Raw genomic sequence first — 15,545 nt, 5'->3', positions numbered from 1 at the left:
GAATTCGTCGTATGTGACGTTACCAATTGGTAATCTTGCGCATGGCCGAGAAGCCGTTAAGCGTGCGCGTCCTCTGAATGAAAGTCTGTTGCGTGATAAGACGCCACTTCTTCCTGGTCGCTGCAGCTGTGCTGCTGGGGCTGATGGTTCTCGCTGCTGTGCTGAAGGTCACGTTCGCCGATGAAGAGGCGGCAGGCGCGCCGGGCGGTGGACGCCGGGGCGGACAGCAGGTGTCCCAGGCGACGGTGTCCGAGCGGCAGTTCTCGGACCAGATTCGCGTTCTCGGGGTCGCGCGAGGCCTGCGATCGGTCAATATCACCTCTTCGACCACCGAACTGATCACCCGGGTTCTGTTCACGGACGGGCAGACGGTCTCGGCGGGCGCGCCTCTGGTCGAGTTGCAGGCCCGCGAGGAAGACGCCGACATTATCGAGGCCCGCGCCAACGTCGCCCAGGCGCAGCGCGAATATGAGAGATACAAGGCCCTGGCGGATCGCGGGATTTCGCCGCAGGTGCTGCTGGAACAGGCCGAGACGGCGCTGGAGACCGCGCGCGCATCACTGGACGCAGCGCAGGCGCGGCGTGGCGACCGGGTCATCCGCGCGCCCTTCGCCGGCACCCTGGGCCTGACGACGGTGACGCCCGGAACCCTGATCAATCCGGGGGCGGTGATCGCGACCCTGGACGACACATCGACCATTCGCGTCGATTTCCCGCTGCCTGAGCGTTACCTCAACGTCCTGCGCGCCGGCGCTTCGATCACTGCGACGGCAGACGCCTATGGCGATACGCCGTTCCAGGGGCGGATCGCTCTGATTGACACGCGCGTCAACGAAACCACCCGGGCCGCTACAGCCCGGGCCGAATTCCCCAATCCCGGCGGACGTATCCGCCCCGGCATGTTGCTGCGCGTCGTGGTGCAGCAGGGGCAGCGTCGGGCGGCCGCCGCGCCGGAAGCCGCCGTTCAGTACGAGGGTGAAGGCGCCTTCGTTTATCGCATCGCCGCAGGTGCGCACGGTTCGACGGCCCAGCGGGTGGAGATCCAGACCGGCGCGGTCGAGAACGGCTTCGTCGAAATCCTGTCCGGTATCGAGGTCGGCGACCGTATCGTCGGCTCGGGCCTGAACCGCATCCAGCCCGGCGCGCCCGTCAGCATCGCTGGCGCCGGACGCGCGCAAAGTGCTCAGGGCGTTCAGGGCGCAGCACGATGATGCTTTCCGACGTTTCGGTCCGGCGCCCGGTCTTTGCGGCCGTCGCCGCCATCGTCCTGTGCGTTATCGGCCTGGCGGCCTTCTTCTTCCTGCCCGTGCGCGAACTGCCGGACGTGGATCCCCCGGTCGTTTCGGTTAACACCACCTATTCCGGCGCCTCGGCCGAGGTCATCGAGAGCCGGATCACCGAGCCCATCGAGCAGCAGATCGCCGGCATCCAGGGCGTCGAGCGCATCAACTCCACCAGCCGGGACGGCCGGTCGAACGTCAACATCGAGTTCTCGCTGGACCGAAATATCGACGACGCCGCCAACGACGTGCGCGACCGCGTCAGTCGGGTGGTTGGACGCCTGCCGGACCAGGCCGATTCTCCAGAGGTGGCCAAGGCCGATTCCGACAGCCAGCCCATCATCATCGTCTTCCTGCGCTCGACGACGATGAACCGGCTGCAACTGACCGACTATGCCGACCGCTATCTGGTGGACCGGATGGCGACCGTGCCCGGCGTGGCCCAGGTCAACATCTATGGCGAGCAGCGCTATTCGATGCGGATATGGCTGGACTCCGCCGCCATGGCCGCGCGGGGGTTGACGGTCGATGACGTCGAGACAGCCCTCAACAACCAGAACGTCGAACTGCCGGCGGGATCGCTGGAATCGACCGACAAGGACTATACGGTTCGCGTGGCCCGCACCTACGCCCGGCCTGACGACTTCCGCCAACTGCCCATCGGCACGCGGGGCTCGGCGTCGGCGTCGGCCTCGGTCGCCACCGGCACGGGCAGCGGCTCCGCAGCCATTATTCAGGGGCAGCCGACCTATGTGACCCGTCTGGGCGACATCGCCCGCGTCGAAGAGGCGCCCGAAGAAGACCGTCGCCTGTTCCGCGGCAACAGCATGGACCAGATCGGTCTGGCCGTGACCCGCCAGGCCCAGTCGAACGACCTGGCCATCTCGGACGGCGTTCACAAGATGATCGACGAGATCCGCCCCAGCCTGCCGCCTGGCGTGACGCTGGAAATCGGGTCGGACAACTCCGTCTTCACCTCGCACGCCATCGACGAGGTCTGGATCACCATCGGCATCTCTATGGCCCTGGTGGCCCTGGTGAACTTCATCTTCCTGGGCAGCCTGCGGGCCGCCCTGATTCCGTCCATCGTGGCGCCGATCTGCTTGCTGGCGACCTTCATCGTCCTGGCGCCCCTTGGGTTCTCGCTGAACCTGCTGACCCTGCTGGCCCTGGTGCTGGCCATCGGTCTGGTCGTCGACGACGCCATCGTGGTGGTCGAGAACATCCAGCGCCGGCTGGATCACGGAGAGCCGCCGCTGGTGGCCGCCGAGCGGGGGGCGCGACAGGTGTTCTTCGCCGTGGTGGCGACGACCATCGTCCTGCTGTCGGTGTTCGCGCCGCTGCTGTTCCTGCCCGGCTATGTCGGGCGTTTGTTCGTCGAACTGGCGGCCGCTATCGCGGCGGCGGTGGCCTTCTCGGCCTTCCTGGCGCTGAGCCTGTCGCCGATGCTGGCGTCCAAGATCCTGAAGCCGGCGCAAAGCGGCGGCTGGCTGGCGCGGCGGGTCGATTGGGCGATGGATGGGCTGAAGACCTCTTATGGCCGTTCGCTGGATATGCTGCTGGGGCGGCGCATTGCGGTGATCGGCGTGGGCGCCCTGATCGCCCTGGTCGCGGCCGGCGCGGGGGGGATTTTCCTGATCCTGCCGAACGAGCTGGTGCCGGATGAGGATCGGGGCCGGGTCTCGGTGCGCGTCGCCGGGCCCGAGGGCGCGGGGTTCGACTATACCCGCAAGATCATGATGGGGCTGGAGCCGCTGCTGGCCGACTACAAGGCGAGCGGAGAGGCGAACTCCTATCTGGTATCGGCCCCAGGTTTCGGCGGCGGCAGCTTCAACTCCGGCAACGGGGTCCTGGTGCTATCCGACTGGTCTGAACGCGACCGCTCGGCCGCTGAGATCGCCCAGGAGCTGAACGGCAAGCTGCGCGGGCAGACCGACGCCCAGGTCAACGCCTCGACCCCCGGCGCCTTCCAGCGTGGCGGCAGCAACTCCAACTCTGTCGAACTGATCGCCACGGGCACGGATTATCAGCAGATCTACAGCTGGCTTCAGCCCATGCTGGCGGCGGCCCAGGCCAATCCAGGCTTCTCGCGTCCCCGTCTGAACTATGAGCCGAACTCGCCGCGCCTGCTGGTCGATGTCGATCCGCAGAAGGCGGCCGCCCTGGGCGTGTCGTCCCAGTCTATCGGTCGAACGCTGGAGACCATGTTCGGGTCGCGCACCGCCACCACCTATATCAAGGGCGGGCAGGAGTATGACGTCATCCTGCAGACGGATCGTGACAACCGTCGCGAAGTCGCGGATCTGGAAGCCCTCTATGTCGCGACCGGCGCGGGGCAGTTGGTGCCTCTGTCTGCGGTGGTGACGACCCAGACTTCGGGCGACACGCCGGACCGGCGTCGTCTGGATCGCCAGCGGTCGATCTCCCTCCAGGCCGATCTGAACCCTGGGATGACGATCGACGACGCGGTGCAGTTCCTCAGCGCCGAGGCGGCGAAGCAGCCGCAAGGCGGCGTCGTCACCCAATGGGGCGGCGCAGCGCGTGACCAGCAAGAGGCGGGCGGCGCGGTCGTCGCGGCCTTTGGTCTGGCCTTGCTGCTGGTGTTCCTGGTGCTGGCGGCCCAGTTCGAAAGCTGGATCACGCCGGCGGTCATCATGCTGACGGTGCCGCTGGCGGCGGCGGGCGGGCTGTTCGGCCTGCTGATGGCTGGGTCCAGCCTGAACCTCTACAGCCAGATCGGCCTGATCATCCTGATCGGGGTGGCGGCGAAGAACGGCATCCTGATCGTGGAGTTCGCCAACCAGCTGCGCGACCAGGGACGGTCGATCCGCGAGGCGATCATCGAGTCGGCCTCGCTGCGTCTGCGGCCGATCATCATGACCTCCATCGCCACCGCCTTCGGCGCCCTGCCGCTGGTGCTGTGGCAGGGGGCGGGCGCCGGCAGTCGCCAGACCATCGGCGTGGTCATCTTCACCGGCGCCATCTTCGCCACCGTGCTGACCCTGTTTGTCGTGCCGGTGATCTATGGCGTCCTGGCGCGCTTCACCAAGTCGCCGGAATGGACCGCCCGCAAGATCGAGGAATGGGAGGCCCACGAGCAGCGTGAAGGCGGCTCCAAGCCGATCACCGAAGGCTGAGGCTTCAGGGCGTGGGCGCCGTAGGCGCAGGGGGGCGATAGCCCGTTTCGGTCTTCAGGAAGGCGATCACGTCGCGACGATCGTCGGCGTCGGGCAGGCCGGCGAAGCTCATCTTGTTGCCGGGCAGGAAGCCGCGCGGGCTCTGAAGCCAGCGATCCAGGGTCGGGGCGTCCCAGACGAAGGTCGCCGTTCGCATGGTGTTGGAATAGTTGTAGCGCGGCCGGTCGCCGGCCTTGCGCCCAAAGACGCCGTAGAGGTTGGGGCCCGCCAGATCCGGCCCATCCTGACCGATGGTGTGGCAGGCGCGACAGCGCGCGAAGACACGCCGGCCATTCGCCAGATCGCCGGCGTTGTAGGGCGCCGGCAGCGAGGCCAGCAGACTGGCCTTCTCCGTCTCGGTGAGGCCAGGCGCGGGCTTGGCCTTGGCGACGGTGGGCGTGTCATCACCACTCGCGTCAGGACTACAGGCTGCGAGCGCCAGAACAAGAGGGACGGCGAGGGACAGGCGGCGCATCGGAGACTCCAGTTTGCGGCAGGTTAGGGCGGCGGATAGGGCAAATGTCCAGCGCGGCAATTGGTCAAGCTGTCCCGCTGGACGGGGAGGGGGCGCGCCTGATAATCAGTGTCAATGAAACGCGGAGCCGTTGGGGCGGCGCCCGCTCGTGCGAGCCTAGATTTGACCGATACAATAAAGCTGAGCCAGGCCCGACGCGGTGATCGTGGCGTCATCGTCCAGGTGGGCGGCCACTGTCACCACAAGGATAACGAGGTCGAGCTGGAACGCCGGCTGCTGGAGCTGGGCTTTGTCGAGGGGGCCAGGATCGAGCTGTTGCACGAAGGGCTGTTCGGGCGTGATCCAATCGCCATGAAGGTGGACGACATGCGCGTGGCCTTGCGCCGGCACGAGGCCGCCAGCCTGACGATTAAGCTGGACGCCGCTTGATGGACATGGCCCTGAAGACCGCCCGCGTCGCCCTGGTCGGCAATCCAAACAGCGGCAAGACCGCCTTGTTCAACGCCCTGACCGGCGCCCACCAGAAGGTCGCCAACTACGCCGGCGTCACGGTGGAGCGTAAGGAGGGGCTGATCCGCGCCTCTTCCGGCCGGACCATGTCGGTGCTGGACCTGCCCGGCACCTATTCGCTGCGCGCCCGCAGCCCGGACGAGGAAGTCACGCGTGACGCCGTCCTGGGGCGTCTGGCCGGAGAGACGCCGCCGGACGTGGTGGTCTGCGTCGCCGACGCCACCAATCTGCGGCTGGTGCTGCGGCTGATCCTGGAACTGAAGGCGGTTGGCCGGCCGATGGTGCTGGCGCTGAACATGTACGACATCGCCCAGCGCCAGGGGTTGCGGATCGATCTGGAGCAACTGCGCGCCGAACTGGGCGTGCCGATCATCACCACGGTGGCGACGCGCAAGCGCGGGATCGACGACCTGGTCGCCGCCGTCGAGGCGCAGGTCGAGGCCGCCGCCCTGAGCGAGAACAGCTGGCACAGCCCCGACGCCGCCGAACTGCGTACCGCCGCCCGCGAGGCCGAGCGGATCATGAAGGTCTGCGTGCGCCCGCCCGAGCGGCCGGACACCCTGACCGGGCGGATCGATTCCGTCCTGTTGCACCCTGTCGGCGGTCTGATCGTACTGTCGGTCATAATGTTCGTCATGTTTCAGGCGGTGTTTAGCTGGGCGACGCCCGTGGCTGACGGCATCGACGCGATTTGCGTCGCTTTTGGAACTTTTGTGGCCGGTTTGATCCCCGACAGCGGCGCGGGGGTCTTGCTGCAGAGCCTGCTCGTGGACGGCATAATTTCAGGCGTGGGCAGCGTGCTGGTCTTCCTGCCGCTAATTTTGGTCCTGTTCCTGTTCATCATCGCGCTTGAGGATTTCGGCTACATGGCGCGGGCTGCCTTTTTGCTGGACCGCATCATGGGTTTCGCGGGCCTGCATGGCCGCGCCTTCATTCCGCTGCTGTCCAGCGTGGCCTGCGCTATTCCGGGCGTCATGGCGGCGCGGGTGATCGATTCCAAACGTGACCGCCTGACCACCATTCTGGTCGCGCCGCTGATGACATGCTCGGCGCGGATCCCGGTCTATACGCTGATCATTGCCGCCTTCATCCCGAACGAGACGGTCTGGGGTTTCGCCAATTTGCAGGGGCTGGTCATGTTTGGCCTCTACGCCGCCGGCATCGTCAGCGCGCTTCTCGTGTCGTTGGTAATTCGCAAGGTCTTCTGGCGCGGCGCGGTCGAGCCCTTCATGATGGAACTGCCCACCTACAAGGTTCCCGATCTGAAGAGTGTCGGCTTCAACCTGTGGCTCCGGGCGAAGATATTTCTGAACCGGGCGGGCCGCATCATCCTGCCGCTCGTGATCATTGTTTGGGTGCTGGGGACCTTCCCCTATCCGCCCGAGAACGCGACCCTTCCGGCCATCGACTATTCGTTCGCCGGCATGATCGGGCGGACGCTGGAGCCGATCTTCGCGCCCATCGGCTTCAACTGGCAGATGGTCATCGCCCTGATCCCCGGCATGGCGGCGCGCGAGGTCGCGGTGGCGGCCCTGGGCACCACCTACGCCATCGCCGACGCCGAGAACGCAACGGGTCTGCTGGCCTCGACCCTGTCGGCGCAATGGTCGCTGGCGACGGCCCTGTCCTTCCTGGCCTGGTACATCTTCGCGCCCCAGTGCGTCGCGACCCTGGGCGTGGTGAAGCGCGAGACCAACTCGTGGAAATGGACCTGGATCATGATCATCTACATGTTCGGTCTGGCCTATCTGGCGTCGTTCGCGACCTATCATGTGGCGGTGGCGCTCGGGGGCGGCTAAGCGGGGGCGCTTCTTCACCGTCCGGACCTCCAGATGAGCCCTGTCTTCGCCGCCGTCGTCATGGGCCTTCTGGGCTTGATCATCGGCAGCTTCCTGGCGGCGGTCAGCGTGCGGCTGCCGCGTGAAGAAGACATCGTCGTCGCTCGGTCGCGGTGCATGGGATGCGATCAGACCCTGAGGCCGTGGGAGCTGATCCCGCTGGTCAGTTGGCTGGTTCTACGCGCGCGCTGCGCCCGGTGTGGCGTCGCCATTTCTCCGCGCTATCCGCTGATCGAACTGGGGGCTGGGCTGGTCGGCGTCTGGGCGGGTTCCAGCGGAGCATCGTGGTTGATGATCGCCGCGACCGCCGTGCTGGGCTGGCAACTGCTGTTGATCGCCATCATCGACGGCGAGAATTTCTGGCTTCCCGACGTCCTGACCTGGCCGCTGGCGGCGACTGGGTTGATCGCGGCCGTGCTGACGGGATGGGACGTGGCCCTATCGCATCTGATCGGGGCGGTGGTCGGCTTCGGCGGCTTGTGGCTGGTCGGCTGGCTGTACAAGGCGATCCGCAAGCGCGACGGCCTGGGCGGGGGCGACCCCTACCTGTTCGCCGGAGCAGGGGCCTGGGTTGGATGGATCGGCCTGCCCAGCGTGCTGCTGTGGGCCTCGGCCGCCGGGCTCAGCCTGGTGTTCGGCCTGCTGGTCGTGCGCCGCTCGGTCAGTGCAACGGACAAGCTGCCGTTCGGCGTCTTTCTAGCCGTCGGGATTTGGCTGACCTGGCTGTATGGGCCGTTGGGGCTCTAACGCCCCGTCGTCAGTTTGACGATGATGATGGCGGCTGTGTCCAGGATGGCCTCGGGCGTGTCGGCGCGGCGCAGCAGGTCGAAGCTGGCGGCGGTGGACTCGGCGATCGAGGCGATCTGGTAGGAGGCCAGACGAGGATTATAGTCCCTGGGGTGCAGACCTGCCGCATGGGCCTGGGCGACGCGGCGTTCAATAGCCAGGTGCAGGCGACGCAGGCGGCGGACGCGGCTTTCAACGAAGGCGGCCTCGCCGTTGTCTGCGAGCATGTGCTCGACCCGCAGAACCTGGCCGTGATCGCGCCAGATGGCCATGACGTCCAGGATGAAGGCCCGGCCTATGCCGAAGGCCTTGTCGCCCGGCCAGTCGGCCTGGAAGTGGGCGGCCAGGCCTTGGAAGTCGGTCGCCGCCGTCTCGCACAGGGCCAGAACCGGTTCCTCGACCGTCTTGAAATAGGTGTAGAAGTTGGAGGGCGACACGCCCGCGGCCGAGGCGAGGTCGGCGACGCGGATTTCGCCATAGTGGCGTGAGTTCAGCAGGGTCCGGGTCGCGTCGAGGATCGCCTGGCGGGTTCGGCCCCCGCGCGCGCCGATCTTGTGGCCCAGCTTGTTGGTCTTGTCGGCCATATCCCCGATGGTCGGTAAAGGCGGTAACTCGAGAACCTCGAGCCGGCCGCATTCGGTACGCGGAAGCGAAACTGTATCGTAGACGGATCAGGTTATTGCACAGGTCGCGGAAAATCCAGCGGCTGTCGGGATTTAGTCGTTTCTGTTTCGCTTCTGGATGCGGCAAAGCCTCGGCAGGGCGGCCCTGCCGAGGCTTAAGGATTTTGCGGCTTCGGGCGTCTACCGCCCGATGTCGTAGGACGCGTCCAGACCCTCGCTGCCGACCGTCGCCTGGATCAGATCGCCGGACTGGATCAGGCCCTTGTTGAAGGGGCGCTGGTCATAGACCTGGAAGCGAACCGTCGACTCGGGTCGGATCGTCGTCGTGTAGCGATACAGGGTCGGATCGGTCGCATCCGGCGACAGTCTGACGATCATGTCGTTGGCGCCCAGGAAGTCGCCCCACAGCCACAGCGGCCCTGTCGCGCCTTGCGGCCGCCGGATGGTGATCTCGACCGGCGCCGGCTCCTGATAGGTTTCCTTGGCGAAATAGGCCGCCGGGGTCGGCTCGTTGCCGCGCCGCCAGTCGAAATAGGTCGCGTTCTCCCAGTTCGAGCCCTGGCCCCAGCGGGTGGAGCAGGGGGTCGAGACCCAGGCCGGCTCCCAGTAGACCACGCCGACGCCGCCGGCGAATTTCACCGTCTGGGTCAGGTCGTGCATGTACTGACGCTGGCCCTCGTAGGTGGCCGGATAGCCGGGCAGCAACGAGTCCGCGCCCAGTAGATTGGGCGAGTTGTCAGCGGAGTCCGTGGTGAAGGGATAGGCGGTCTCGACCACGACCACCTCGGCCGGATAGCGGTGGCGCAGGCGATTGATCGTGTGTTCCAGGCCGTCCAGACCCTGGGTCGACCATTTGCGATAATAGCTGACGCCGATCAGGTCGAAGTCGGTGACGCCGTGCTTCCACGCATCGGCGAACCAGGGCTCGACGTTCTCAGGCTGGGCGATGTGCAGCATGACCAGGGGCTGGATGCTGGACTGGGCGCCCGCGTCACGCACGGCCTTGATCCCGGCGTTGAACAGGGCGGCGTTGCGTTGCCAGTTGATGCCTGGGCGCGTGGTCTTCCAGTCCGCTTCGCCCATCATTTCGGGATTGGTCTCGTTGCCGACCTGAACCTGGTCCGGCATCAATCCCTCGGCGTCGAGCGTCCGCAAGGTGTTGAACGTATAGTCATAAACAGCCTGGGCAAGGGCCGGCGTGTCGTCGCGCATCGACCGCCAGGCCTTGGGCACGATCTGCTTGTCCCCGTCGGCCCAGTCGTCCGAGTAGTGGAAGTCGAGCAGGACCTCCATGCCCGCCGCGCGGGCGCGGCGGATGGTTTCGCGCGCGTCGTCCAGGTCGCTGTAGTTCGTCCATTCGGGGTCGTGCCAGATCCGGACGCGAACCAGATTGGTCCCCATTTCGGCGAACAGGCCGTAGGGATCGCGGGCCTGACCGTCCTTGCGATAGATCGCGCCGCAGTCCTCCATCTCGTTCACATAGGACAGGTCAGCGCCGAAATAGAACGGCGCCGGCTGCCCCGCCTGCTGGGCTTGCGCGGGCAAGGCCATCAGGGCGGCGAAGGCGGGAAGGAGGATGCGGCGGATCTTCATGGGCAGTTCCGTAAGGCTTGAGGCGCGACGCGAGGTCAGTAGCGGAAGGTGGCGTCGAGGCTGAACCGGCGACCGAAGCGGGTGTTGCTGGCCAGACGGTTCTCGTCGTTGTCGTAGTAGGTGTTGACCTCTTCGTCGGTCAGATTGCTGGCCTGGAAGCGCAGGCCCAGGTTCGACGTCACCTGATAGGAGGCGCTGAAGTCCAGCGTGGCCTCGCTATCCAGCGTCCGCAGGGCGGAACCGTCCCAGCCGCTGATCACGGTGAAGGGGCTGTGGTACTTGTAGCCCAGCCGGCTCTCGAACTTGCCGTCCGAGTACCAGAGGTCCACCGTCGCCGTCTTCTGCGCCAGGCCCGTCGACTCCAGCGGATTGTTGGCCGGAGAGAACTCCTTCACGTCTGAGTCGACGTAGGCGAAGTTGGCGTAGATGCCGAAGTTCTCGAGCGCCGGAATGAAGCGGAACGGCGTCTGGAAGGTCAGCTCAAGCCCGCTGATGCCGCCGCCGTCGCCGTTAAAGGGACCAGTGACGTTGTAGGTCACGCCGTCGATGGTCACCGGCTGGGTGAAGTAGCCGATGTGGGTCTCGACATCCTTGTAGTAGGCGGCGGCCGCGAACAGGGCTTCCGGCGCGAAATACCACTCGTAGGAGAGGTCAACCTGGTTGGCGATATAGGGCTTCAGGTTCGGGTTGCCGGCCGTGCCGGTGGGCGGCGGGCTGGTGTTGTACAGCGACCGACCGGCGCGCAGCTCATCCAGCGGCGGACGAGCCATGGTGCGGGCCAGACCGAAGCGCAGTTGCTTGTCCTCAGCCAGGGCGAAGGTCAGGTTCAGGCTCGGGAGCAGCTGGAAGTAGTCGTTGTCGATCGAGATCGGCGTCAGGGCTCCGCTGTTGACCGACTCGTAGCCCTTGCTGGTGGTTTCGGTCTGAACCGCGCGCATGCCGACATTGCCGGTGACGGGCAGGCCGGCGAAGTCGCCGGCGAAATCGACCTTCACATAGGCCTCGAAGACGGTCTCATCGACCGACCAACTGGAAGCTTCGTCTACGGCGTCTGCGGGCTGGACGAAGCCGCCGTAGGCCGCCTGGGCCACAGCATCGAAATCGCCGTCCAGGAAGCCCGTCGTGTCGAAGTCTGAAACGGTGAAGCTGCTGAGCAAATTCGAGGGGATCGTGGCGGTGATCGGCTCTTGGGTCCACAGCAGTCTTTCGTACGCCTTGGATCGGTCAGAGGCGCGGACGCCAAACGAGGTCTTGGTGACGCCCGTCTCTCCGCCGTAATGGGCGATGTCGAACTGACCCGAGGTCAGCTCGTCGGTCAGCTTGCCGCCGTCCGCCTGTCCGGGGACATAGTCGTACAGCGGTTGGTAGCTGGGATTGGAGGTGTCATAGCTGGCGAAGGCGGAAGGCGTCTGACCTGGCGTCATGTCGACACCGGCCAGTTCCGGATAATGTTCGGTGAAGATGGCGCGCCACAGGTTCTCACGCTCGGCCTTCGAATAGGCGACGTCGCCGGTCAGGGTCCAGGCGCCCGACATCCACTTGCCGTTCAGACCGGTGGCCAGCAGTGTCTTGTCCTCGACGTATTTGGCGATGACGTTGGTCACCGAAGCATAGGGCAGGGTGGCGGCGACGACCGTGCCGTCGATGATGGTGTAGGAGGCGGCGGGATCGCCGTAAGCCCAGGCCGAAGATCCATCCCAGTTGCCGTAGGCGTCGTTGTTGCCATACCAGATCTGGTTCTGGTCCTCGTCGATCTCGACCTTCGAATAGAGGGCGTCCATGTTCAGTTCGAACTGGTCGGACGGCTTCCATTGCAGGGCGCCGTTGATCCCGTTGCGGGTCTCGGTCAGGCGCTTGACCTGAGCCTGGGCGCCCCAGAAGGTGGCGTCCAGATCGCCGTCGCCGTCGATGTCGCCGGGCGAGCCGCCGGTGTTCTCATCGTTCCAGCCCCAGCCTTCGAATGTCGAATAGCCGTTCTTCTGTACCTGGTGGGTCACGCCGAGGTTGACGCCGAGAGTGTCGTTCAGGCGATGGGTGACGCTGGCGCTGAAGCGCGAGCCCACTGGATCATAATCGGGCAGATCCTCGCCGCCCTCGTAATAGACCGCGCCGGCGGTGCCGACGAAGGTGGGGCCGCGATAGTCAAGCGGGCGGATGGTGCGGATATTGATGGTGCCGGCGATGCCGCCGGAGATCAGATCGGCGGACTGGGACTTGTAGACCTCGACGCCCGAGACGACTTCCGACGGGTAGATTTCCCAGCGGACGTTGCGATCCGGCTCCGACGAGGCGACTTCGCGGCCGTTGACGAGGCCCAGCACCAGACGCGGGCCGAGGCCCCGGATCGAGGCCTGGCTCTGGTTGCCGCGGTCGCGCGTGCCGTTGACGCCGGGCAGACGAACCAGCTCTTCGGCGATGGTCACGTTCGGCAGTTGGCCGATGTCTTCGGAGGAGATGGCCTCGACCACCAGGTCCGAGCGACGCTTGACGCCAATCGCGTCGCGCAGCGAGGCGCGGATGCCGGTGACGACAACCTCATCGACCTGGGCGGCCTCCGTAGGCTCGGCGGCCGGGGCTTCCTGGGCCCAGACGGGCGCTGCGGCGAGAAGGGCGGCCAGCGATACGCTGGCGGCGGCGATGGTCTTACGATTGGCGGTCATTAGAAATCCCCCTGTGCTGGCCTGATTTTCAGGTCGATTGTTTGGTGGTGCGGGCGTCGAGACGAAGGATGGCGGGCCGCAGCCCGTCCGCCTTCGCCGTGACGGTGATGAGGCCGCCGCGGCGACCGGTCTGGAGAATGGCCTGGGCCAGTCCGTTGAATAGATGTCGGCGGTCGCTGCGATCCGCTTCGTGGCTGACGGGATCGCCGTTGCCGACGCCGATGACTCGCGCGTCGCCGGCGACCTCGAAGACAACCAGGTCGTTGGCGCGAGGGCAGGGACGGCCGCGGGCGTCCACGACGCTGGCGGCGATCATGGCCACGTCCTCGCCGTCGGCGGTCAGTCGTTCACGATCGACCGACAGTCGCAGAGCGGCGGGCGCGCCGGCGGTTTCGCGACGCTGGGTCGCGACCAGCCGGCCGTTCTTGAACCCGCGTGCCTCCAGCACGCCCGGCGCATAGGGCACCGACCAGGCCAGGTGACGATTGCGCTCGACCGTCTTCGATCCGACCGAGCGGCCATTCAGGAACAGTTCGACGCGATCCAGATTGGAGTGAACCCAGACCTCGATCTCCTGGCCCTCACGCCCTTCCCAATTCCAGTGCGGGAAGAGGTGCAGCAGCGGCTCAGGCCGCCACCAGGCGCGGTAGTACCAATAATTGTCCTTGGGGAAGCCGCAGGAATCCATCGCGCCGAAGTAGGAGCCGACGCTGGGCCAACGGCTGTAGGGCGTCGGTTCGCCGCGATAGTCGAAGCCGGTCCAGATGAAGCCGCCGGCGATATAGGGCCGCTCCGCCGCGATGGTCCACCAGGCCTCGGCGGTCGAGGCCCACCAGGGATGTTCGCGGTCATAGGCGGGGACGATGTGGCGGGCTGCGTCCAGCACATATTCGCCCCGGGTCGAGACCGTGCTGCCCGTCTCGCTGCCGAGGATCGGCTGATCCGGGAAACGGGCGTGATAGCCCTCCATCTGGGGCGTACGATAGTTGAAGCCCAGCACATCGACGACGCGCGACACGCCGGTGTCGAAGTCCTGGTCCTTGGCCGCCGTGACGGGGCGGGACGGGTCCAGACGGTTGACCAGCCGCTTCATGGTGCGGGCGATGGCGGCGCCGGTTTCGTTGCCCTGGATGGCCTGTTCTTCGTTACCGATGGACCAGGCGATGACGGATGGACGATTGCGATCACGTCGAACCAGGGTCGCAAGTTCCGTCATCGACTCATCGTCCGAGGACATGCGCCGCGTCTCGGCGATGACCAACATGCCCAGCCGGTCGCAAGCGTCCATCAGCTCGGGCGTGGCCGGATTATGTGAGGCGCGATAGGCGTTGCAGCCCATGGCCTTCAACTGTTCGATGCGCCAGTCCTGCAGCCGATCTGGGATGGCTGCGCCGACGCCGGCGTGGTCCTGGTGGCAGCAGGCGCCGAGAAGCTTCAACGGCTGGCCGTTGAGCAGGAAGCCGCGCTTGGCGTCGAACACGGCCGAGCGCACGCCGAACGAGGTCTCGGTGCGATCTGTGATCCGACCCCCGACCTCGACCTCGACCACAAGGCGGTGAAGTTGCGGATCGGATGGCGACCACAGGGGAGCGGTGTTCCAGGTCAGGTCGTGTTCGACCTTGCCGCTGCTCCAAGAGGTGATGGTCAGCCCGGTCTCATGGCGGGCCATCTCAAGACCGTTCGGCGCCAGGACGAGGGTGCGAACTCGGGCGTCGGGGGCGGCGTCAGATTGGTTGCGAACGTCGATGCTGATCTTGGCGGTCGCACCAGCGCCACGCGGGACGGCCTGGATGAAGACCCCGTGCGGCGGAAGGTGGACGGGGTCCGTCGCGGTCAGATGGACATGGCGGTACAGGCCCGCGCCTTCATAGAACCAACCTTCGCCCAGGCTGGCGTCTACGCGGACGACCAGCCAGTTGGTCTCGCCCGGCCGGGCGACATCGGTGATATCGACGGTGAAGGGGACGTAGCCGCCTGCGTGCTCATCGACGATAATGCCGTTCAGGAAGACCACGACCTGACGGAAGGCGCCGTCGAACTCCAGGCTCAGCCGCCGTCCAGCCCAGTCCGCAGGAATGTCGAGAGGACGTCGATACCAGCCGACGCTGTTCTCAGGATGATCGCGCCCCAAGGCCCGATAGCCGTGGGCCGCCCGAGGGTCGTCCTCGTCGGAGGCGAAGCCGCCGGGGCCCGGATCGAACGGCAGATCGATGGCCCAGTCGTGGGGGATCTGCACCGGCTTCCAGCTGGAATCGTCAAAGCCGGCCATCGCCGCCGTCGCGATCGGCGAAGTTTCCGACCCGCCGGTCTTGGCATAGGTCCGCTGATCCCGCCCGAAGCCGAAATCCTTCGAGAGGTCCGAGGCGTGTCCGAGTGCGAACTTCCAGTCGAACGCCAGCTTTACGCTCTGGCGGGGCGACAAGGCTGAAGAGGGAACCGCCGAATCCGCAACCGCTGGCCCAGCCAAGGCGGCTGAGGCGAGCGTCAAACCGCCGGCGCTCTGCAGTACGACGCGGCGATCAATCGTCAGATCTGAACCCTTGCGCTGCAATGCGCGTCTCCCTGAGCACCCGGGCCTGTTAGCGGCCTCTTGAGGTCAAGAAA

10 protein-coding genes are annotated in these 15,545 nt (G+C 66.1%); 5 read left to right on the top strand and 5 right to left on the bottom strand.

Translation table 11 applies throughout. The features are described 5' to 3' along the window. The first annotated feature begins 92 nt into the window (after nt 1-92). Together ACW177_RS11475 and ACW177_RS11470 are read left to right on the top strand one after the other, a co-directional pair. Nucleotides 93-1,211, top strand: a complete 1,119-nt coding sequence (locus tag ACW177_RS11475) for an efflux RND transporter periplasmic adaptor subunit (protein WP_492025835.1) — start codon at nt 93-95, stop codon at nt 1,209-1,211. After that, on the top strand, nt 1,211-4,417 hold the full coding sequence (locus tag ACW177_RS11470; protein WP_492028111.1) for an efflux RND transporter permease subunit: 3,207 nt from the start codon (nt 1,211-1,213) through the stop codon (nt 4,415-4,417). The genes ACW177_RS11475 and ACW177_RS11470 overlap by 1 nt, the downstream gene beginning before the upstream one ends. A gap of 4 nt (nt 4,418-4,421) precedes the next feature. Here ACW177_RS11470 and ACW177_RS11465 read toward each other — a convergent pair whose 3' ends face one another. Next, the gene (locus tag ACW177_RS11465; RefSeq protein WP_492025834.1) at nt 4,422-4,931 is read right to left on the bottom strand and encodes a c-type cytochrome; all 510 of its coding nucleotides are present in this window, start codon (nt 4,929-4,931) and stop codon (nt 4,422-4,424) included. Between the two features lie 162 nt (nt 4,932-5,093). Here ACW177_RS11465 and ACW177_RS11460 point away from each other — a divergent pair, with 162 nt between their 5' ends. Genes ACW177_RS11460 through ACW177_RS11450 form a run of 3 tightly spaced genes read left to right on the top strand, consistent with a single transcriptional unit; the run spans nt 5,094 to nt 8,026 of the window. Further along, nucleotides 5,094-5,360, top strand: a complete 267-nt coding sequence (locus ACW177_RS11460; protein WP_492025833.1) for a FeoA family protein — start codon at nt 5,094-5,096, stop codon at nt 5,358-5,360. Next, complete coding sequence (gene feoB / locus ACW177_RS11455; protein WP_492025832.1) at nt 5,360-7,240, top strand: ferrous iron transporter B; 1,881 nt, start codon at nt 5,360-5,362, stop codon at nt 7,238-7,240. Before ACW177_RS11460 ends, feoB begins: the two co-directional genes overlap by 1 nt. Before the next feature lie 33 nt (nt 7,241-7,273). Next, on the top strand, nt 7,274-8,026 hold the full coding sequence (locus ACW177_RS11450) for a prepilin peptidase (protein ID WP_492025831.1): 753 nt from the start codon (nt 7,274-7,276) through the stop codon (nt 8,024-8,026). On the opposite strand, the gene ACW177_RS11445 is transcribed toward ACW177_RS11450, so the two are convergent. The 4 genes from ACW177_RS11445 to galA form a co-directional block, all read right to left on the bottom strand. After that, on the bottom strand, nt 8,023-8,649 hold the full coding sequence (locus ACW177_RS11445; RefSeq protein WP_492025830.1) for a TetR/AcrR family transcriptional regulator: 627 nt from the start codon (nt 8,647-8,649) through the stop codon (nt 8,023-8,025). The two genes, ACW177_RS11450 and ACW177_RS11445, sit on opposite strands and share 4 nt — an antisense overlap. 219 nt (nt 8,650-8,868) lie before the next feature. Further along, nucleotides 8,869-10,281 (bottom strand): glycoside hydrolase family 53 protein, encoded by a 1,413-nt coding sequence (locus ACW177_RS11440; RefSeq protein WP_492025829.1) that lies wholly within the window; start codon nt 10,279-10,281, stop codon nt 8,869-8,871. A 35-nt stretch (nt 10,282-10,316) separates the two neighbouring features. Next, nucleotides 10,317-12,941 (bottom strand): TonB-dependent receptor, encoded by a 2,625-nt coding sequence (locus ACW177_RS11435; protein WP_492025828.1) that lies wholly within the window; start codon nt 12,939-12,941, stop codon nt 10,317-10,319. A gap of 28 nt (nt 12,942-12,969) precedes the next feature. Continuing rightward, nucleotides 12,970-15,492: a beta-galactosidase GalA gene (gene galA / locus ACW177_RS11430; protein ID WP_492025827.1), complete on the bottom strand. Its 2,523-nt coding sequence runs from the start codon at nt 15,490-15,492 to the stop codon at nt 12,970-12,972. Between the last annotated feature and the right edge of the window lie 53 nt (nt 15,493-15,545).

Source organism: Brevundimonas sp. AVps23W, assembly GCF_058681395.1.
This window is presented reverse-complemented; position numbering and strand designations above follow the sequence as displayed.